The 20,973-nt window shown below is 66.1% G+C and carries 15 protein-coding genes; 6 read left to right on the forward strand and 9 right to left on the reverse strand.

Annotated elements, in window-relative coordinates:
* Window positions 1-268 precede the first annotated feature (268 nt).
* Together M1E07_RS15925 and M1E07_RS15930 are read left to right on the forward strand one after the other, a co-directional pair.
* Window positions 269-1,243, forward strand: a complete 975-nt coding sequence (locus M1E07_RS15925) for a hypothetical protein (protein ID WP_461187597.1) — start codon at window positions 269-271, stop codon at window positions 1,241-1,243.
* A 582-nt stretch (window positions 1,244-1,825) separates the two neighbouring features.
* Window positions 1,826-2,206 carry a DUF7793 family protein gene (locus M1E07_RS15930; protein ID WP_461187598.1) on the forward strand — a complete coding sequence of 127 codons (381 nt, stop codon included), beginning with the start codon at window positions 1,826-1,828 and terminating at the stop codon, window positions 2,204-2,206.
* A 14-nt stretch (window positions 2,207-2,220) separates the two neighbouring features.
* Here the strand turns inward: M1E07_RS15930 and M1E07_RS15935 are convergent, their stop codons facing one another.
* Genes M1E07_RS15935 through M1E07_RS15945 form a run of 3 tightly spaced genes read right to left on the reverse strand, consistent with a single transcriptional unit; the run spans window position 2,221 to window position 6,943 of the window.
* Complete coding sequence (locus M1E07_RS15935; RefSeq protein WP_461187599.1) at window positions 2,221-3,210, reverse strand: NAD-dependent epimerase/dehydratase family protein; 990 nt, start codon at window positions 3,208-3,210, stop codon at window positions 2,221-2,223.
* Window positions 3,207-5,897 carry an alpha/beta fold hydrolase gene (locus M1E07_RS15940; protein ID WP_461187600.1) on the reverse strand — a complete coding sequence of 897 codons (2,691 nt, stop codon included), beginning with the start codon at window positions 5,895-5,897 and terminating at the stop codon, window positions 3,207-3,209. The genes M1E07_RS15935 and M1E07_RS15940 overlap by 4 nt, the downstream gene beginning before the upstream one ends.
* Complete coding sequence (locus tag M1E07_RS15945) at window positions 5,891-6,943, reverse strand: 3-oxoacyl-ACP synthase III (protein ID WP_461190418.1); 1,053 nt, start codon at window positions 6,941-6,943, stop codon at window positions 5,891-5,893. Before M1E07_RS15945 ends, M1E07_RS15940 begins: the two co-directional genes overlap by 7 nt.
* A gap of 104 nt (window positions 6,944-7,047) precedes the next feature.
* Between M1E07_RS15945 and M1E07_RS15950 the strand changes: the two genes are divergently transcribed.
* The 4 genes from M1E07_RS15950 (at window position 7,048) to M1E07_RS15965 (ending at window position 13,894) form a co-directional block, all read left to right on the forward strand.
* Window positions 7,048-9,600, forward strand: coding sequence for a DUF4118 domain-containing protein (locus M1E07_RS15950; RefSeq protein WP_461187601.1), 2,553 nt, complete (start codon window positions 7,048-7,050; stop codon window positions 9,598-9,600).
* Entirely contained in the window at window positions 9,578-10,249 is a 672-nt protein-coding gene (locus M1E07_RS15955; protein WP_461187602.1) for a response regulator, read from the forward strand. Before M1E07_RS15950 ends, M1E07_RS15955 begins: the two co-directional genes overlap by 23 nt.
* 187 nt (window positions 10,250-10,436) lie before the next feature.
* The gene (locus M1E07_RS15960; RefSeq protein WP_461187603.1) at window positions 10,437-12,419 is read left to right on the forward strand and encodes an APC family permease; all 1,983 of its coding nucleotides are present in this window, start codon (window positions 10,437-10,439) and stop codon (window positions 12,417-12,419) included.
* Window positions 12,416-13,894, forward strand: a complete 1,479-nt coding sequence (locus tag M1E07_RS15965) for a TrkH family potassium uptake protein (RefSeq protein ID WP_461187604.1) — start codon at window positions 12,416-12,418, stop codon at window positions 13,892-13,894. Before M1E07_RS15960 ends, M1E07_RS15965 begins: the two co-directional genes overlap by 4 nt.
* Before the next feature lie 95 nt (window positions 13,895-13,989).
* Here M1E07_RS15965 and M1E07_RS15970 read toward each other — a convergent pair whose 3' ends face one another.
* The 6 genes from M1E07_RS15970 to M1E07_RS15995 form a co-directional block, all read right to left on the reverse strand.
* Window positions 13,990-15,018 carry an SDR family oxidoreductase gene (locus M1E07_RS15970; protein WP_461187605.1) on the reverse strand — a complete coding sequence of 343 codons (1,029 nt, stop codon included), beginning with the start codon at window positions 15,016-15,018 and terminating at the stop codon, window positions 13,990-13,992.
* Between the two features lie 10 nt (window positions 15,019-15,028).
* On the reverse strand, window positions 15,029-15,352 hold the full coding sequence (locus tag M1E07_RS15975; protein WP_461187606.1) for a hypothetical protein: 324 nt from the start codon (window positions 15,350-15,352) through the stop codon (window positions 15,029-15,031).
* 26 nt (window positions 15,353-15,378) lie between these two features.
* Window positions 15,379-16,068: a hypothetical protein gene (locus M1E07_RS15980; RefSeq protein WP_461187607.1), complete on the reverse strand. Its 690-nt coding sequence runs from the start codon at window positions 16,066-16,068 to the stop codon at window positions 15,379-15,381.
* Window positions 16,069-16,196: 128 nt separating this feature from the next.
* Entirely contained in the window at window positions 16,197-18,932 is a 2,736-nt protein-coding gene (locus M1E07_RS15985) for a LuxR C-terminal-related transcriptional regulator (protein WP_461187608.1), read from the reverse strand.
* 156 nt (window positions 18,933-19,088) lie between these two features.
* Window positions 19,089-19,709, reverse strand: a complete 621-nt coding sequence (locus M1E07_RS15990; RefSeq protein ID WP_461187609.1) for a hypothetical protein — start codon at window positions 19,707-19,709, stop codon at window positions 19,089-19,091.
* A 299-nt stretch (window positions 19,710-20,008) separates the two neighbouring features.
* Entirely contained in the window at window positions 20,009-20,812 is an 804-nt protein-coding gene (locus M1E07_RS15995) for a DUF2382 domain-containing protein (protein WP_461187610.1), read from the reverse strand.
* Window positions 20,813-20,973 lie beyond the last annotated feature (161 nt).

A 20,973-nucleotide genomic window follows, 5' to 3' on the forward strand; every position in this document is an offset into this window, starting at 1 on the left:
TGGAAGTCCCGGCCCAATCGGGGCGCTCTCACGGTGCGGGCCGCCGTCGTGCCTTCCTGCTTACCCTGGGCGCACCTGGTCTCCCCCGCCGGGCACCGCCCCCTGACGCCCCAATTCGCCGTCGACGCGGATCTTCCCGGGCGCAGCCCATATTCCAGTCGCGTCAGGTTAGCTGCGGGTCGGCGCGGAACAAGCGCGTCGCCAGCTGTTCTCCACATAGCGGCACCTGCCCCTCCCGTCACGGACGCGCAGCTGGCAAGTTCGGTTTATGCCCGACCTGCTGCCGCTCTTTTTGTCCCGTGAACGCATCCTGCATGGCGTGACCCCGAACGAGCTCACCAAGCGTGTGAAAGCCGGCGCCCTGGTCCGGGTCAGGCACGGCGTCTACGCGGACGGTGCGACGTGGAGGGCACTGAAGCCATGGGAGCAGTACCGCATTCGCGTCCAGGCAGCCGCGGAAACGTTCGAGAAACCCACGGTCTTCGCGCGGCGCTCTTCCGCCAGCGTGTGGGGCATCCCCACGGTTGGGTTGCAGCACCCCGTCGAGGCCCTCACGTTGAAGAACGACGGCGGCCGGTCGCGTGCCGGAGTCAGCCGCCACTTCGCCGCGCCAGCAGGTCTGCAGGTGGTGAGGCGGGAGGGCCTCCTGGTCACCGACCGCATCCGCACCGTCCTGGACCTGGCAGCGTTCATTCCCTTCAGCGAAGCCGTGGTACCCGTGGACCATGTGCTCCGTCCCGACAGGGCCCGGCGGCTGGCGGCCATAACCAAGGCCGAACTGGAGGCCGGCATCGGTTCAATCTATTCCGCTGCTGCCGCACGGAGGATTCGGGCCGTCATTGATTTTGCTGATCCCACGTCCGGCTCGGCCGGGGAGTCCTTGAGCAGGGCCTTGATCCATCTGGCTGGTTTCGAGGTTCCGGTCCTCCAACAAGAATTCTCGGACGCGGCGGGCCTGGTGGGCTATACGGACTTCTACTGGAAGCGGGCCAAGGTTGTTGGTGAATTCGATGGCGAGGAGAAGTACGTCAAACCCGGGTATCTGAAGGGCGGGACCGCATCGCAGGCCGTTGTGGCGGAAAAGAGGCGCGAGAACCGGATACGTGCCCTGGGAATCAACGTGGTGCGGTGGGACTGGGCCGACCTCATGGAGGCCGGGACGCTGGAACGCATGCTGGCCGCGGCCGGCGTGCCCCGGCGTCGTACGCGTTCTGCGGTCACCGACCCGCAAACCCAACCATGACGCGCACCTTCCCTGACGCGACGGCTATCCGGGTGTCGACATGGAATATACGCAGCGCAGGCTCCTGCACCCAGCCGCTCTACGACAGGTCCTGCCGGCGCTCGGCGGCGAGAACGGCAAGGTCGTGGATGAGCCGCCGCACTTCACGTTCACGCCCTTTGGAAGGCGCAACTGGAGATGCTGTAAGTGGTTTGCTCGGAGGAGCGGGACGGGGCACCCGGCCTGCGGACGGCGCCGGCGCCACGGAACCTGGGACCACCTGCTGCATGGCGATATTTTCTTTTTGAGCCAAAGGTGCGTCAGTGCTTACCAAGATGTCCCCCTCGACGAGCGTGTGTGACCACCCTAGGAAACGTGCACCCTCGAACGGAAGAAGGTTTGTCCACACACGGGAGTAATTGTGCAAATCTTGAGTCGCCCTACTGGCTTCTTATGACGGTCTTGATCGGGGGCTTTAAGGCTGGAGGGAAACAGCAGCTCCCGCGTTGGGCGCCGGGCGTATTGTGGGTGGCGGCTGCATTGGGCGTCCGATGAGTTCATCACCTACGAGGCGGTCCCGCGGCCAGGATTGTAGGAGGCACTGTGGAAGACCCTGGGCGTGACGACGTCACCGGTACGGTCGAGCTATCCGGGCTGATACTGCACCTGAAGTGGGGTCCCGGCGCGGTGGTCAGGGAAAGTGACGCCAAGGCACTGATGGAACGTGCCAGGGCGCTGAGCGCCGGCCGCACCCTCCCCTTGCTGGTGGATATGGCGGGCATGAAGTGGATCGACCGTCGCGCCCAGGAAGCCTTCGCCGCGTCCTGGCCGCTCGCGCGGGCAGCGCTTGTTGGCACCTCGCCCGTAGACGAAGCCATCGCCGAGTTCTACATCTCGCGGCATCATCCTGCTCACCCCACCCGCTTCTTCACTTCCCTGGATGAGGCGATGGCCTGGCTGAAGGAAGATCCGTCGCTGTCCTAGCCGGCACGAAGGCGTCAGCTCCCGCTACGGCCGGCATTGGAACCGTAGTGCTCGGCCAGTCTCGCCAGTCCCTCATCGACCGACACAGCGGGCGTCCAGTCGAGGAGTTCACGGGTCTCGCGCTGGTCGAACCAGTGGGCGGTGGAGAGCTGTTCGGCAAGGAACCTGGTCATCGGCGGCTCCTCTTGCCGTCCGGCCCAGTTCCAGAGCTTCTCCACCACCGCTCCCGCCGCCCGTGCCACCCCACCCGGCACAGTCCACGACGGCGCGCGGACGCCTCCCGCAGCGCAGATCCCCGCCAGCAGCTCGCCGACCGGGCGGGGCTCGCCATTGGTGACCACCAGGGCCCTGCCATGGACGTAGTCCATGCGGTGCAGCGCGGCGGCGACGGCCGAGGCGGCGTTGTCCACGTAGGTGGTGTCGATCAGGGCCGCACCGGCGTCGAGCAGCGGCAGTCGGCCGCGGCCGGCGCGTGCCAGGACCCGTTCAACCAGTTGCGTATCTCCCGGTCCCCAGACAATGTGGGGGCGCACGGCTGCCACCCGGAAGTCCGGGGCGTCCGCTGCGAGCGCCAGCAGCTCGGCCTCGGCCTTGGTGCGGGAGTAGTCGCCGTGCGCATGCTCCGGGTCGGCCGGCTCCGCGCCCAGCCCGGCGATGGCGGCCCCGGAGTTGGCCACGGACGGGGACGAGACAAACACCATGTCCCGCACCCTTGCCGCGCGGGCGAGCTGGAGCAGGCGGCGGGTCCCTTCGACATTCACCTCGTCGAACTCGGCGGCGCGGCCCGTGAAGGAAACTTTCGCGGCCAGGTGGATGATTCCTTCCGCACCCTGGACTGCTCCCTGGAGCGCTGCACTGTCCGTGATGGACCCGCAGTAGTCAGCGGCGCCGTCGACTCCTGATGGACGGCGCTGGAAGGTAGTTACCGCATGCCCCTGGCGAACCAGGTGCCGGGCCACTTCCCGCCCGAGCAGCCCGCTTGCGCCGGTAACGAGGACCCTCATGGCTCTCCCAGACGGCCGCCAGCCAGCACCCGTGAAGCCCAGCGGGACAGGCGGGTCCTGTCGATCTTGGCGTTGTGCCGGATGTCGGTGGGCAGCGCGGGGACCGTGAGCACAGCAGAAACGTCGACGCCGGCCTCAAGGGCCGCCTTTCGGACAAGCGCGGCGAGCTGCGGCGCCGCAGGGCCGGCTTTGCGGACGGGTGGTACAGCCTCGACGACGGCGACGACGGCTTGCGTCCCTGCCGGTCCGACGCCCGCGATGGCGGCCAGCCGGACGCAGTCCAGGCGTTCGATGGCCTGTTCGGCGCCCACCGGCGTCACTACAGCGCCGGGCGCCGTCACGATATGGGCGAGGCGTCCCTCCACCCAAAGCCGGCCGGCGGCGTCGAAGTGGCCCACGTCGCCGGTGCGGTGCCATCCGGGCAGGCCCGCGCTCTCCCGCTGGGTGAGCCAGAGCCTGTCGTAGGTTTCCTTGACGTGTGGGCCGCTGACCACGATCTCGCCGGTCACGCCGGCCTCCGTTACGGGATCAAAGCCGGGCGCGGTGCCATCCGCCGCGAGCGGGACCACAGCGACGCGGGCGCCGGACACGGGTCTCCCCACGCACACGCCATTGCCTGCCCCCGCCACGGTTCCGGCGGCAGCGTCGGCATCGGCGGCCTGGATCTGTTCGAGGCTGACGTCGGTGACCGGCAGCGCCTCTGTCATTCCGTACGGGGTATGCAGCGCAGCCTGAGGCAGAAGCTGCTGCACCTCCGCCAGGAGCGGTTCCGGGACGGGCGCGCCGGCCGACAACAGCAACTCGACTTTTCCCAAGGCGTTGTGCCCGGCCCCGCTCACCCCATCCCGGGTGGCCAGGACGTTGCGCAACGCCGCCGGTGAAGCGAAGACCACCGTAGCGTCGATGGCCGCGGCGGCGTCCGCCAGCGCGCGGGCCGTCAGAGTGCGGGGCGCCGTGACGTCCATGGCGGGCGTCACCGAGACCGCTCCGAGCGCTGGCCCCAGCAGGGCGAACGGGGCGAAGCCCGCCACCAGCCTGGCGCCGGGGCGGATCCCGAACGTTTCGGCCACCGTATTCCGCATCGCGGCGAGCTGCCGGTGCGTATAGAGCACGCCTTTGGCGGGGCCGGTGGAGCCGGACGTGAACAGCACAGCGGCGTCGGCATCCGGGTCCGGGCCCTGCGAGGAGGGTTCCGGACTCATGCCCGCACCGCGCCGCGCCAGGGCTGTCAGCGAGGTTTCCACACCCAGGATCCGGCGGCGCGCGGCCGGGAGGTCCCGCACGCTGATCCGCCGCCCCGGCCAGCCGAGCACCGAGGCGGCCGCGAGTGCCTTGTCGATGCCGATCAGGAAATCAGGGGTGGCGCCTTTTACGGCGCGGCTCAGGCCTTTGGTTCCCAGTCCGGCGTCGGCCACTACCACCACGGCGCCCAGCCGCAGGCAGGCGTAGAGGGCTACAGTCAGGTCCACTCCGGGCGGAACCATCAGGCTCACCCGGCTGCCGCTACCCACTCCCGCCGTCCGCAGCCCCGCGGCGAGGTCCATGATGTTCCGGTCCAGGTGCTGCCAGCTGAGCGAGCGGCCCACCCTGCCGTCCGCGGACATTTCCGCGACGGCGGTATCTCCTCCCGCCGGCCCTGCCGCCTGTTCGCCGAGCAGGTCCCAAAGGGGCCGGAATGCCGCCGTCGCAACTGCGGCCTTCAGCCCTTCGCCACCGGTGGTTGTGGTTCCCGCTTCCGGCGGATCGCTTTCGCTGGCAGCGCCGTGCGCGGCAAGCCACTGGAAAATGGGTGCGGCAATGTTCCGGTCTTCCGCCACGAGGTGCCCGGCGCCTTCGAAGCGGTGCACCTGTGCGTGCGGAAGCCGGCTGGTGAGGTCCTTGAGGTAGCGGTCGGAAAAGATGGGATCCCGGGGTCCCCAGAGCATCAGGGCCGGTACCTTCAACCCGCGGAGACCTTCCGCCACGCCCGTGAGCGCCGGAAAGCTGGGGTGGGAAGCGTCCACGGGAATGTCGGCAACAAAATTGCCCACCCCGGCCCGGCGGTGGGCTCCGCGGTAAGGGGCCTGGTAGGCGGTTCGGATGTCGGCGGGCAGCGGCGGGCGTGCCAGCGAGTGGGTCACCCGCAGGAAGGCGTCCGACGTCGTGGTTCCCCACCTGTGCACGGCGGGATGCAGGGCAAGCCGCAGGGCCGGCGGGATCACGGAATCGGCGGGCTGGTGGACGGCCGTGTTTGTCAGCACCACCCCGGTGAGGAGCTGCGGGTGTGCCAGCGCCCAGCCGAGGCTGATCACGCCGCCCCAATCGTGGCCCACCGTAATAACCGGCCCGTCCAGGCCCAGTGCGTCGGTAAGGTCGCCGAGGTCGTTGATCCGGTCCGCCAGGCGCCGGAACGTGCCGGTGCGCTCGGAGTAGCCCATGTCCAGTTGGTCCACCGCCACAACGCGCCACGGATGAGCCGGGCTGGATCCGGTGGCCAGCAGCGTCCGCCACAGATATGACCAGGTGGGGTTGCCGTGGACGCACAGCAGCGTGCCTGCCGGAACCAGGCCACGGCGGGAGAGTTGAGGGCCGTTGTCCAACAGGTGCCAGCGGCGCACGGTTCCGGGCTGATCTGCACCGGACGTGGACGGCACATCAATCTCGCGGGACCAGTCAGGGTCCACGCCGGGCCAGCTGCCGGCTACCAAACGATTTCCATCATGGCGGTGTTCAGCCCGGAGCCGACGCCCATGCACAGCACGCGGTCGCCGGCTTCAAGGGATTGCGCCTCGGCAGCGAGGGTCATCGGAAGGGAGGCCGGGCCCACATTGCCCCAACGCGGGAACGTGATGGGCACCTTGTCCGGGTCAAGGTCGATGGCGTCGATGATGGCCTTGGTATAGGCGTTGCTCACCTGGTGCGTGACGTAGCGGTCCATCGCGGCCCAGTCCCACTCCGGCTGGGCTTCGTGCCAGGCATCGACGACGAGCCGGAGGCCGCCGTCAAGCAATCCTTTGGTGTCCGTGGACATGCCGTCGATGCCGCCCACGCACAATTCGTGGTGTTCCGTGCCGGCACGCATCACGCCGCCGACGATCCGGTGCGCCCCGGGGTGCTGGTCCGCGGGGCCCAGGACAGCGGCAGCGGCTCCGGAGCCCAGGGTGAGCGTGGCGAACTCGCGGTTGAAGTCCTCGCGGGTGGTCTCGGGGCGCTGCAGCCGGGCCAGCGTGGCCTCCTGGGTTGCCTCGGCGTCCTCAGCGTTGGCGATCACTGCGTATTTGATCTGGCCGGAGTCGATCATGCTGGCCGCCAGGGTCAGGCCGTTCACGAATCCGAGGCAGGCATTCGCCAAATCAAAGTTCATTGCCGACGACGGCAGGCCGAGTCCGTGATGGATCTTCACCGCGACGGACGGTTCGAGGTTGCGCCGTGTGACTGAGGTGTTGATCAGCAGGCCAATTTTGGATGCTTCGACGCCGGCCTCGGCCAGGGCCTTGGCGCCCGCTTCAACGGCGGCATCATCGAATGACGTCCCATCCGCCCACCAGCGGCGGTGCGTTATGCCGGCAACGCGCTCCAGCAGCCGCGGCGGGAACTTCAGCCGCTGCAGGGTCGAAGCCAGCCTGCGGTCGAAATCCGTGGAACTCACGATCCTCGGAGCCTCGACGCTGCTCACCGAAAGCAGTGCGGTGTTGCTGTGCCGGAAGGTTGAATTCCCTGCCAAATGAAGCCCCTGTTCGTTTCCGTCCTGCATCAATGCGGTTCCCGTACCCACAAATGCAGGCCCAAACGCTTAACTATGCGGGTGCGAGCCCGGATCCTCCACATTTTTGGTCCGTGGCGGCGAACAATAGAGCCATGGCACGAGGTAATCTGCGCATCCTGCTGGGGGCTGCGCCCGGGGCGGGCAAGACGTTTGCGATGTTGGAAGAAGGCCGCAGGCTGGCCGGCGAGGGTTTCGACGTCGTTGTTGGTGCCGTCTCCCTGCGCGGACGCAACGATACTGCCGAACTGCTGGAAGGTCTGGAGCTGGGCCCGCAGCGTCAGGACAGGGCGCCGGCTGATGCGGATGTCCGCGCGCTGACCGCCCGCCGACCCGACGTCGTTCTGGTTGACGACTACGCTGCAATGGCCGATGGCGTCAGCCGGTGGAAGCAGATCGATCAGCTGATGGACGCAGGAATTGATGTTATTTCCACACTCGACATCCGGAACGTGGAGTCCCTGTCCGGTGCCGTCCGGGAGATCACGGGCGTCCAGGAAGCGACTACTGTCCCCGACGCCGTGGTGCGGCTCGCCAACCAGATCGAGCTGGTGGATGCCTCACCCGAGTTGCTGCGCCAGCGGCTGGCGGACGGAAAGATCTACAGCACCCGCGAGGAGGCCGATGCCGCCCTGGCTGGCATCTTCCGCGTTGGCACGCTTGCCGCCCTGCGGGAGCTTGCGTTGTTGTGGCTGGCCGAGCGGGTCGATGCCGGGCTGGCGGACTACCGGGACCCGGCGCGCGTGAGGGAGGGCTGGCCCGCCCGGGAAAAGATCGTCGTGGGGGTAGGCGGCAGGCCGCAGGACCAGGTACTGGTCCGCCGTGCTGCGAGGATGCTCGCTGCCGCCGCGGGCGGAGAACTGCATGTGGTTCATGTCCGCACCACCAAGGAGGGACGCGGCCCGGAATCGGGCAAGGACCTGGAACACCTGCGCAAGCTCGCGGCTGAGCTGGGAGGATTCTTCCATTCCGTCGGCAGGCAGGACGCGGGAGAGGCGCTGGTGGACTTCGCGAGGAGCATCAACGCTACCCAGATCATTGTTGGATCCCCCGCACGCCGGCCCCTGCCCGGCATCCGCCGCGGGGTGGCAGCCGCGGTGATGCGGGAGGCAGGCAATATCGATGTCCACCTCATCAACCACCTCCCCAACCCCGGCGACCGCCCGAAACGGAGGCCTCCTCGTCTGGGGCGCCGCCGGGAGATACCGGCGTTTGTCCTCGCGGTGGGACTTCCCCCGCTCCTGCAGTTCCTCCTGGACCTTCTCCCCCACAACCAGCTCTCAACCGACATGCTGGTGCACCTGACAGGAATCATTGGTGTGGCGCTGCTCGGCGGGCTGTGGCCCGCAGTGGCAGCCGCCGTCGTCGCGGGACTCATCGTGAATTACTACAGTGTCCGGCCGGTGGGTTCGCTGACCGTGATCGATCCGGAAAACGTCCTGGCCCTGCTGATCTTCGTCCTGGTGGCAGTGGCAGTGTCGCTGGTGGTGGACCGGTCCGCCAAGCTCAGCAAGGAAGCGCACATCGCCGGCGCGGAAGCGGCTGTTCTCGGGGAGTTGAGCCGCCGGGCCGTGGCGGAAGGGAACAGCATCCCGGCGTTCCTGGACCAGGTGCGGGAGCATTTCCAGGCGAAGGGGGCAGGACTGTGGGCCAGGCAGTCCGGACCCGGCAGGACAGTCCTGTGGGAAGTTCAGGAGTTCTCCGGCGAACCCCGCCCGGCTGACGTATCGGAGGCAGACACCGTGGAGCAGCTGGACGAGGACCGGATGCTCACGCTGAACGGGAAGGAACTGTCCCAGGACGAGCGGCGGTTGCTGGCCGCCTTCGGTGCACACCTGCTTGCCATGGTCCAGCGCGAAGAGCTCTCAGCGAGCCAGCGGGAAAACCTGCGCCTGGCCGAAGGGAACACCATGCGGACCTCCATCCTGCGCGCGGTGTCCCACGACCTGCGCACACCCCTGGCAGGAATCAAACTGGCCTCCAGCAGCCTGCGGGACAGGACAATCGCCTTCGGGCCGGAGGAGCAGGAGGAGCTCCTGGCCACCATTGAGCACGGCGCGGACAGGCTGGACCGCCTGGTCAGCAACCTCCTGGACATGTCACGAATCACCGCGGACTCGGTGGCGCCCCTGATCCGCCCCGTCTACTGGGCCGACGTGGTCGGCGAGGCCCTGCGCGGCACTTCATCGGACCGGCTCAGGGTGCTGCTGCCGGACAACATGCCTCCGGTTGATGCCGACCCGGGGATGCTGGAACGGGTCATCGCGAACCTCGTGGAGAACGCTCTGAAGTACGCCCCCGAGTCCGACGTCGTGATTGCCGGTGCGGTGGGCGGCGCGGGCAGTGCAAGAATTGGGGATGTTCCTGCCAGCGAGCTCAGCATCGTGGATCACGGCATGGGCATTGCTCCAGAAAAGGTCCTGGCCATGTTCCGGCCCTTCCAGCGTGCCGATGACACCACGCCCGGGACGGGGATCGGCCTGGGCCTTGCCGTGGCGAAAGGGTTCACCGAAGCGATGGGCGGGGTGCTCCTGGCTGAGCCCACTCCCGGCGGGGGCCTGACCATGGTGGTCCGGCTGCCGCTCTCCACGGGCGTAGCGCCGGAACCTGGGATGAGAGGACTTCATGGCAGCAGTGCTGATCGTTGACGACGAGGTCCAGATCCTCCGCGCCCTGCAGATCAACCTGAACGCCAGAGGCTACTCCACCGTCACCGCCTTCACCGGACAGAACGCGTTGGAGCAGGCGGCGCAGCATCCGGTGGACGTCATCATCCTGGACCTGGGCCTTCCGGACCTGGACGGCGTGGAAGTGATCCGGCGGCTTCGGCGCTGGAACAAAGTCCCCATCGTGGTCCTGTCCGCACGGCACGGCTCCGATGACAAGATCCAGGCCCTGGACGCCGGCGCCGACGATTACGTGACCAAGCCCTTCGGGATGGACGAATTGATGGCCCGGCTCCGCGCTGCCCTGCGCCGCGGATCCACCGGGGACGTTCCCGTCATAGAGACCGCCGGTTTCACCGTCAACCTGGCCACCAAGCAGGTGACCCGCCGGGGCGTGGCAGTCCGGCTTACCCCCACTGAATGGAACATCCTGGAACTGCTGGCCAGGAACACCGGCGCCCTGGTCACCCACGAAGAGATCCTCACCCAGGTGTGGGGACCCGCCTACGCCCACGAGACCGCCTACCTGCGGGTCTACCTGGCCCAGTTGCGCCGGAAGCTCGAGACCGACCCGGCGAATCCGCGGCATCTGCTGACCGAAACCGGCCTGGGCTACCGCTTCCAGGAGTAGCCCGTCAGGGCCTGCGCCATGGCACATCCGCGCGCCGCAGGAGGGGCGTTAAGAAAGCATTAAGATCCGCGGAAATGCCGCTTTGACGGGCTTTGCCCGGTGCTACGCTCCGGTGGTTATCAGCACAGCGTCGCGCCTGAAACGGGGCCGGTTGTGCACGTCTCAGGCAGTACAGAAAGATACGTCCTTGACGGCTTCCGCCCACTTCGCCATTCCCGCCACCGTTCCCAACCCTGAACGGGAGGCCGCACCCGGCAGCCCGCTGGTCAGGTGGCTGCTGGAGCACCGGGTGAACCAGCCCGTGGGTCCGGAGACCTCCGACGCCCATGCCACCCAGCAGAGCTGGTGGAAGGTCATGTGCCTGACCGGCGTGGACTACTTCTCCACCCTGTCCTACCTGCCCGGCATCGCCGCCCTCGCCGCCGGTGCGCTTTCACCGCTCGCGACGCTGCTGATCGTGGTCCTGACACTGCTCGGGATGCTGCCCATGTACCGGCGGGTGGCCAAGGAAAGCCCCCACGGCCAGGGGTCCGTGGCGATGCTCGAGCGGCTCCTGCCGTTCTGGCGGGGAAAAATTTTCGTGCTGGTCCTGCTGGGCTTCGTCGCCACCTCCTGGATCATCACGATCACGCTCTCGGCGGCGGACGCCACGGTGCATCTGCTCGAAAACCCCTACCTGCCGCCCTTCCTTGAGGGGCAGGCCGTCGCCATTACCGTGGTGCTGCTCCTGATCCTGGGCGGGGTGTTCCTGATGGGTTTCTCGGAGGCAGTCGCCGTCGCAATCCCGCTCGTGGCGGTCTTCCTGCTGATGAACGCCATCATCATCGGGACTGGAATCGTGGACGTTTTCAGCACCCCGGGTGCGCTCATCTCCTGGACGGACGCCCTCACCTCCTCAGGCGGCGGCTTCAGCGGCATCATCGGGCCGGCCCTGGTTGCCTTCCCCCTGCTGGTCCTGGGCCTGTCCGGCTTTGAAACCGGCGTCAGCATGATGCCCCTGGTCGCAGCCAAGGGCACCACGCCTGCGGAGAAACTGGCCAGCCGGATCAAGAACACGCGCAAGCTGTTGACGACGGCGGCGCTCATCATGAGCGTCTACCTGCTGGGCAGCAGCTTCGTCACCACCGTCCTGATCCCCGCCGAGGAATTTGAAGCCGGCGGCGAAGCCAGCGGCCGCGCGCTGGCATACCTGGCCCACGAACGCCTCGGCAACGGTTTCGGCTCAGTCTACGATGTCAGCAGCATTTTGATCCTCTGGTTCGCCGGCGCCTCCGCGATGGCCGGCCTGATCAACATCGTTCCCCGGTACCTGCCCTCCTACGGCATGGCCCCGGACTGGTCCCGCGCCGTCCGCCCGGTGGTGCTGGTCTACACCGCCATCAGCATCCTGATCACCATCGGCTTCAACGCCGACGTGAACGCCCAGGCCGGCGCCTACGCCACCGGAATCCTGGCGATGATGGTGTCCGGGGCCATCGCCGTGACCATCTCCGCCATCCGCAAAAAGCAGCGCCGTGCGTCCATCGGCTTCACGGCCCTCACCGTGGTGATGCTCTACGCCCTGGCCGCGAACGTGATCGAGAAGCCGGACGGCATCACCATCTCCGGGTTCTTCATCCTGGGCATCGTGGCCGTTTCCCTGGTTTCCCGCATCAGCCGCACCACCGAGCTCCGCGTGGACAGGATTGAGTTCGACGACGACGCGCGCCGCTTCATCAGCGACACCCTGGAGTACGACGGCCGGATCAACCTCATCGCGAACAGGCCCCAGGCATGTGACAGCGCCGAGTACGCGGACAAGGAAGCCGTCCAGCGGGAAAACAACCCCGTACCAGGCACCGCGGACATCATCTTCCTCGAAATCGGCATCACCGACCCCTCCGAGTTCAGCGACACCCTGGCAGTCCACGGCGTGGAAGTGGACGGCCACCGGGTCCTCCGCGCCCAGAGCCCGGCGGCGCCCAACGCCATCGCCGCAATCCTCCTGGCCCTGCGGGACGCCACCGGCGTCCGTCCGCACGCCTACTTCGAATGGTCCGAAGGCAACCCCCTGGCCCACCTAATGCGCTACCTGCTCCTGGGCCGCGGCGACACCGCCCCGGTGGTCCGGGAGATTATCCGCGAGAACGAACCGGATCCGGACCGGCGCCCCGGCATCCACGTGGGATGAGCATCCATAAGGAGGCCCCGCCGTCGGAATCCGCCGCGCCGGTACCCGATGCTTCCAGCATTGCCGCTGTCCATAAGATGCTGCGGAACGCCCGGGCCGGCGGCAGCAATAGTGGCCGCAGAGGTGGCCGCAAGGAAAGCATCATCCGCAGGGTGGTGTCCCACCCGGTCAGGGCGGTTCCCCTGGCCTTCCTGCTCGTCATCATCATTGGAGCAGCCTTGCTGATGCTTCCCGCAGCGCGGACTGACGGCGGGTCCGAAGGGTTCATGCCGGCCCTGTTCACGTCAGTGTCAGCGGTCTGCGTCACCGGCCTGATCACCGTAGACACGGCGACGTTCTGGACCCCGCTGGGCCAGGGCATCATCCTCGGGCTCATCCAGGTGGGCGGGTTCGGCATCATGACCTTGGCAACCCTGCTGGCGCTGCTGGTCCGCAAAAGCATCGGCCTGCGCGGCCAACTCGTCGCCCAGTCCGAAACCCACACACTGAACCTCGGCGACGTCCGGGCCGTGCTGGTCCGGGTAGCCAAGATCATGCTCACGTTCGAAGCCGTAACCGCCCTGGCCCTGACTGTCCAGTTCTGGGTCGCCTACGACCAGAACCCGGCCACCGCCCTCTGGCATGGGATCTTTCACGCGGTTTCCTCATTCAATAACGCGGGCTTCTCCGTCTACAGCAACAGCCTTATCGGTTTCGCTGAAGACCCCTGGATCATCGCCCCCATCTGTCTGGCCGTCATCGCCGGCGGGCTCGGGTTCCCGGTGATCATCCAGCTCACCCGCGGTGAGATCAAGCCCAAAAACTGGACCATCCACCTGCGCCTGACCATCTACGGAACAGCCTTCCTAGTGGTCGCGGGGATGGCGCTGTTCGCGGCCTTCGAATGGAACAGGAACGAGACCCTCGGCCAGCTTTCCCTCACCGGCAAGATCCTGGGGTCCTTCGCCGGCAGCGTGTTTCCCCGCACCGCCGGGTTCAACAGCATCGACTACGGCGTTGCCGCACCGGAAACACTGATGGTCACCAACATCCTGATGTTCATCGGCGGCGGCAGCGCCGGCACCGCGGGCGGCATCAAAATCACTACGTTCCTGGTGCTGGGCTTCGCGATCTGGAATGAAGTCCGCGGCCGCGACCAGGTGACCATCGCGCACCGCTCCATCAGCTCCTCGTCCCAGCGCCAGGCCCTGTCCGTGGCCCTGCTGGGCATCGCCGCCGTGGTCACCGGCACCATGCTGCTGCTGATGTTCACTGACTATGGCCTGGAGAAAGTTCTCTTCGAATCCATCTCCGCCTTCGCCACAGTGGGAATGAGCACCGGCATTACCTACAACCTTCCGCCGGCTGCGCAATGGGTCCTCATGGCGCTGATGTTCACCGGACGGATCGGCACCGTGGCGGTAGCCTCCGCCCTGGCCCTTTCGGCCCGGCCACGCCTGTACCGCCTGCCCGAGGAACGGCCGATTATCGGGTGATGGCTTTCCTACCGTCCGTTCAGAACTTACGGAAGCGTTTAGAGGCGTCGGGCACTGAGCGCGTGCCTTCATCCAGCAGTTCCGGGCGCACGGGTTCAACGGGGACTGTTAGCGAGGTAGTCGCTCCATCGTGTCAGTGCCGCCGTAGTGTCTGGTTGGAGGAGTCCGTGCCGCTGTGCCAGCTGGTTGGCGGCACCGGTGGGATACCTGTCCGATGACAGGAAGCTCAGCGTCTCCGGGTCCACCCCGGTGATGGTTTGGGGCAGCCGTTTTACTATCCCTACAGGAATAAGGAGTCGTGGCACGCGCACCTGATGGTGTCTGCCGATCAGGTGCAGCAGTTCCGGCAGTACCGGCGTGTTGTCGTCCAGAATCCAATAGGACTTGCCTCGGGTTTCGTCCTGTATGGGCAGCAGCGTCATGAACCGGGCGAGGTAGTCCACGGTGACAACGGGCACGAACGTTCGAGAGTTGCCGGCAATGGCGGGCAGCCTGCCGATAAGAAGGTCCCGGATTGTCGTTGCCAGGCCCAGGATCTGGTCCGACTCGCCGGTAACGGAGTGCCCGATGACGGAGGCCGGGTTGGCAATGGTCAGCGCCACGCCAAGGTCCGCCGCCCTGGCCTGTACCACAGCGTCACTTTCGACTTTCGACGCCTCGTAGGCACCCAGACGCTGGTACTCGCGCTTGTACTTCTGCTCCGTCCAAGGCACGGAGGCGGGCTCCTGTCCCCCCACCCGGTAGCCGGACACGTGGATGAGGCGAACGCCGGGGATGGTGGCAGCGAATTCCACCAGGCGCCGGGACGTGTCAACGTTCGCGGCGCGGGCGGTGTGCGCGGTCATGCCGAACGCGTACGCGCCGGCTGCGTTGTAGATTTCGCTGATCCGGTCGAAATTGCTGCCGTTCAGTCCGATGCCGTCGGAGGCCAAGTCGGCTCTTACGGTGTCGAGCAGCTCGAGGTCGCTGCCGTGGCCGGCCAGCCAGCCGCGAACGGCCTCGAACCGGCCGATATCCCGGACGGCGGCTGTGGTGGGGATGCCTTGGTCGAGCAGCTCCTTGACGAGCCACTTCCCGATGAAGCCTGTGGCACCGAAGACGAGAGCATGCCGGTTGGCCTTCAACGTTGCCTCCCTATGGTTTTCTCAGCGTTTGTGGCTGTGGACATGATGCTAGTTGTTTCGGCCCGGACTTTGCGCCCGGAGGCTCTTTGCCCGGTTCGGCCGGGGGGCTGATGATCCGTACTGCGATGAGCACCATCCCGAGATCGCGGATCTTGGTGAGGAGGCTATGTAATGCGGCCTGGTCCGCTACCGGGCCGCGAAGAGACGTCGTACCGTCGATTTCACGGGTGATCTCGAGGTGCTCGAACCATTCCACCCAATGATCATCGAGATGACGGTCAACCCGAAACTCATAGTGCTTGGGCTTTTGCTTGTTGGGCATGTTGCTGGCCATGGCACGGGTACTTTCTTTTCTGATCGTCACTTCGCCACAGCGCGGCCACGACCGGGCGTGACGGTCCCGGTGGCCGGCAAAAGAGCTGTTTCACGGGCGCTGACCCAGAGCGAGTAACCCAGCCAAGCCACGGCGATACCTACGGGAAGGGCGGCAAAGCGTCCGACGGCGTGGGGAAACAGTGGGAGCAGGACTGTTGAAACGGATCCCACAGCGAGCAGGATGCCCGCCCAGCGGGTGAGGATCCGGGCGCGGAAGATGGCGATGCCGAAGGTCAGTCCGCCGAGAAGGTAGACGGCGAAGGCGAACGTGCTGATCCCCTCAAGAGCACCCAGGCTCCCGTCGGCTGCGGCACCGCCGAAGATTCCAAGGATGTCCGTTGCCACGTGCGGAGCCTGCTCGGCCAGTGGCGGCAGCACAAATGCTTCCACGAACGAGTTCGCTACAACGGCCAGATAGAACAGGCCGAACAGAAGAAAGCCGAGCAGCCCCAGCAGCCCCGTCTCCTTCACCTGCCGAAGGTACATTCCCGTTATCCCGGCAAGGCCGAGGATACCCATCGCCAGGGTCAGGTAGTGCACGATTGCCCAAGTGCTGCCGGTGACGTTCGCGACTTCCTCCGTCGGATGCACGAACTGTATCGATGCGTACAGCAGTCCGGCGGTGATGGCGGCAACTCCGGCCGCTGCGGTGAGTTTGGACGGGGTGATAGTCATTTCGGCACTCCCTGGTTCTGGTTGGCCCCGGCGGCTGCCGGGGATGATTCCAAAGCTACGGATGCGCTTGCTGACCGGGCATCACCATAGGTGGTGACTGATGTGGTGATTCGACGAGTTTGATTCGTTCAGAGCAAGCCGTGCTCGTGTGCGCGGCGGACTGCCTCCGCCCGGCTGTTCACCTGGAGCTTTTCGAAGATGTGCCGGGTGTGGGTTCTGAGTGTGTTGAGTGAGACGTACAAGTGCCTGGCCACCTCCGGGCCGCTCAGGGAAGAGTCGAGCAGCCGGAGAACCTGGAGTTCACGCTCGCTCAGCTGGGCGGGTATGGCGTCCGTGCCGGGAGTTGTGGCAGGCGCCGTTCCGCTGGCGCCGGATGCGTGCAGTAGCTGGCTTACGTAGCTGGGAGCGATCTGCTTCATGGCGGCTTTGCCCAGCAAGGCGACCATGGGTGCGCCTTCATCGAGGAACAGCCGCACGTGCCCATCGGCTTCGGTACGTGTGAGGGCCTGTTCCAAGGCTTCGAGCGCCAAGCCCAAACGCCCCTGTGCCTGGTAAGCCCTTGCCTGCAAGACGAGGATCTCGCTGACGCTGCCACCGCGCCCGGCGGTTTGGGCGGCCCGGAGCAACCGATCGAGCAGATTGAACGCGTCGCCGAGGGAGCCGTTGGGCGGGTGCGATTCGTGTTGGGCGATGAGCAGGCGGGCGAGGGTGAGGTGCTCGAATTCCCGCAGGTAGGTCAGCTCGTCACCGGCAGTGAGCCTTAGCGCCCGAGCCCAATCCGAGGCTTCGCGCAGCGACCCTTGCCGGATCCAGATCCGCGCCTTCATCGCCGGGATCGGCCGGACGTCGGGAAGGAACCCCCGCAGGTAGCGCCGCTCGGCCTCCTCCAGCAGCCCAATGGCACCGTCAGGGTCTCCGGAAAGGTGCTGTAGACGTGCCATCACAACGAATCGACGGTACCGGTTCTCCGGCAGGGACGCTGCCTCACCGAGCGTGAGGCTGGATTCCAGGTGTTGTTTCGCAGCATCCAGCGCGCCGGACTCACAGCACAGGGCGCTGATTCCCACATGGAGGTCCGCGGTTGGGGGACCAGACGCCATGCCGGCGGAGTTCGCGGCGATGAGGGCTTGTTCCAGAAGGCGGCGCGCCTCGTTCAGGCTTCCCCTGGCCATCCACATGTCCGCCAGCACCATGGCACTGGCGAGTTCGTCAGCGACATTTCCGGCAGCACGGAGGTTCGGGGCTACTTCCGAGAAGGTGGGCACTGCAGTCTCGAGATCGCCCCGGCCCCACGCGGCCAGCCCGAGGAACCCTGCCGCCGCTGCCCGCGACAGGTGATCACCTGGCCCACACAACTCCAACGCCCGTCGGGCATGGGCGTTGGTCCCTGCCACATCACCTGCTGCCTGTGCCAGCGCGGCCCGGTAGACGGCGATGGTCACAGGCAGGGCGCGGAACTCTTCGCCGTCGGCTGTCAACCCTTCGGGGAGATCACGCTTCTGTTCGGCAGGGCGGGAAGCCGCTGCGAGTCCCCGTTCAGCGTCCTGGAGATGATGCTCGACGGCGTCCAGGTCACCGGAGGTGAGCATCATCCAGGCGTAAAACACGCTCACGACCGGGTTCTCGCGCACGATGTGGTCGGGAAGGGCGCTCAACCAGCCGCGCAGGGTTGCGTCATGCCGGCTTCGTCGGATGTCCGGCAGCACCATCTCCAGCAGGACCTCCGCCCGTTTGAAGTCCTCGGCGGCCAGCGCATGCTTCAGCGCCTCCTCCAGCAGATCATTCTGCTGGTACCAATCGCTGGCGCGTCGGTGCAACGACTGTTGAAGGTCAGGTTCCTCGTGCCTGACACGGGCCCGGAGTACTTCGGCAAACAGGTGGTGGTATCGATACCACTGCCTCCGGTCGTCCAAAGGGACAACGAATAGGTTCGACCTCTCCAAGTGCTCAAGCGCAGCAATGCTGCCTCCCTGGCCGGTAACGGCGTCACAAAGAGGACCTGACAGGCGATCGAGAATCGCTGTGCGCATCAGGAAGCTCCGAACATGGTCGGGCTGGCGCTGCAGCACCTCTTCCACGAGGTAGTCCAGGACAAAGCGGTTACTGCCTGCAAAGGCCTCGACAAAGCCTGGCACGTCGGCGTGCCCGCGAAGGGAGAGCGCCGCGAGCTGAAGGCCGGCCGCCCACCCTTCCGTCCGGGCTTCGAGGGCGGAAATGTGCTCGGCCGAAAGGTTCAGCCCCATGCACTGGTTCAGGAAAGCCCCGGCTTCCTCGGCCGAAAAGCGAAGCTCCGCAGCCCGCAGTTCGGTCATCTGGTCCCGCCCCCGCAAACGGGACAAAGGAAGCGGCGGATCGGAGCGGCTTGCCATGGCCAGATGCAAGTGCCGCGGGGAATGGTCGAGCAGGAAGGCTATCGCGTCATGAACCGGGCGCGTTTCGATTGCATGGTAGTCGTCGAGTACGACGAGGAACGGAGTTCCCAGCTGGGCGACGTCGTTGATGAGTGCAACCAGAACCGGCTCTGCCGCGGGCGCCTGGGTGCCCTCCAGCAGCGCTTTGGCACCTGATCCGATGTCCGCGTCCGCGTCATGCATCGCGGCAACAAGATGGGCTAAGAACCGGGTAGGGTCGTCGTCGCCCTCATCCAGGGACAACCAGGCGACCCGCACCTCCGGGTCCGCCGCGCGGACGCGGCTCACCCACTGGCTCAGCAACGTGGTCTTACCGAAGCCTGCGGGAGCGCAGATCAACGTGAGCTTCCGATCTGCAAATGACTCGGAAATCAAAAAATCGACAAGCCTCGGGCGGGCGACGGCTTGGCGTCGTGGCGCCGGAACATGGAACTTCGTGGCAAGCATGCTCATGGCCATTTTGTGAACTATACGGCGGCCAACAGGTGCCGTGTAGGCGGCACGCTGGCTCGTTTTCCCGCACACCGGGCGTGGGGCGAGCCGAGCGCCGAAGCACCCGGCTCGTCATCCCCATCAGCGGCGGGATGCCATGCTGGTTCTGCTGCCGGCCTATCGCGCACTAACGCCCGTCACCGGCTTTGAATCGGCAGCGTGAGTTGCAGCTTCGTTTGGAATGTTCCGCAGGATCCAGATGGCGAGCCACGTGATGGCTGCGGCCAGCCCGATCAGCCCCAGCTGAAGCACAATTTCAGGAAACACGGTACGCAACGCGATGGGGAGTGTGCTGACCGCGTAAAGGAGAACCGCGCCTCTGGGCGCGTTTGAGGTCCGCCATAACGCGAGCATGAGGACCACCGTGCCGAACAGGAACAGTACTGAGACGGCGGTCAGTGCGATTGCCAGCGGACCCGATCGCAACATGGCAACGACATCCCGGTCGAGGTAGGGGAAGACAAGGTTGAGAACAAACTCAACCCCGACGAGCCCTGCCAAAGACGCGACGGACAGAGCCGCCCCGCAAATTCCCAGGACGCCGGCTTTCTGGGAAATCACCAGATAGATTCCGATAACCAGACCAATGGCAGCGAGTTGGGCAACCGGCGCCGCCAGCTGGGTGATGGGTGATGTGGGGATGACGCCGGAACGCTTGGCCGAGTTTAGCGCGAGAATGGCTGCCGAGAGGAATCCGGCAATTGCCAAGACTTTAACCAATGCGGCCGGCAGCAGCACCTGGATTCTTGCGGACATCTGAGGCTCTTGTCTGTTGGGTAGTGCGCGAATAACGAGTCCTGCGAGGATCATCGTGCCCCAAGGGGTGTCGGGACATCTCGAAGCTACAGACGGGCGTGGTGACGGGCCATCACCACAAGTGGTGACGCCCATGGTGAAGTGGTGGCACTGCCGGAGGAACGGCCGAATACCGGCCGAGCTGGCTTACCGGGTTGGCTCGGGACACAAAAGCACGGCCCGCCCTCCTGGAAGGAGGACGGGCCGTGTGGGGGAATCAGTGAGGATTCCGGTGGTGAGCCTTAGCGGCGGGTGATGCCGTCGTCGTCGAGCTCGATGTTTTCCTTGCGGATTTCCTCGGTGACGTGGTGCTCGTTGGTTACGGTCTCCTTGTCCAGGCGCACGCGCTCCACCGGGACGGCTTCCTTCTCCACGACGGGGCGTTCCTGGTGGAGGATGACCTCGTGCTCTTCCTCGCTGATGGCAGGGCCGTCCAGTGCGTCGCCGATGTTTGCGTCGGTGATCGGTTCACGTTCGATGCGGACCTCTTCACGCTGCACCGGGACGGTGGTGGTGACGTTCTCGGTGACCACGTACTTGCGCAGGCGTGCCCGGCCGGCCTCCTCCTGGCGGGTGCCGACGTGCAGCTGCTCCTCGGACCGGGTCATGGCGTCATCGGTGGTGGGCCCCGAGGTGTCGTGGCCCACGGTTCCGTGGCTGACAGTTCCGCGGCCCGCGGTGCCTTCTGCCGTACCCGCGGCAAACCCGTTGGCGGCGAACCCGTTGCCGCCGTTGAGGCCATAGTAGGTGTAGAGCTGGTCTTCCTCGGCGGGCTCCAGGTGGCCGTCCGGGGCGACCCGGGGTGCGTCCTTGACCTTGTCCTTGGTGTGGGCGACGACGATATCGTTGCCGTCCTGCGACGCGGCGTCCAGCGGCGCGAAGGACTCGTGGGATCCGAAGAGCCCAGTTTTCACCGTGACCCAGGTGGGCTCGGAGGTCTGGTCATCCACGTAAATCTGTCCGATGGATCCGATCTTGCTTCCGTCGGAACCTACGACGTGTCCGCCGGCAGTGGTCAGTGCAGAAAGGTTCTCAGTGCTGATCATGTGTTTCTCCTTCTTGTTACTGGTTTGTGCTGCTTGAGGACAAATTCAGAAGCGGTTCCGCGGCGGCCGGGATTGGGCCTGGCCGGCGCGGAGTTGCTTGGCTTTGCGTGCTTTCATGACCCGGCTGATGATGCCGGGGAGCAGGGCGAAGAGCAGTTTTT

The organism is Arthrobacter sp. Z4-13, assembly GCF_054792705.1.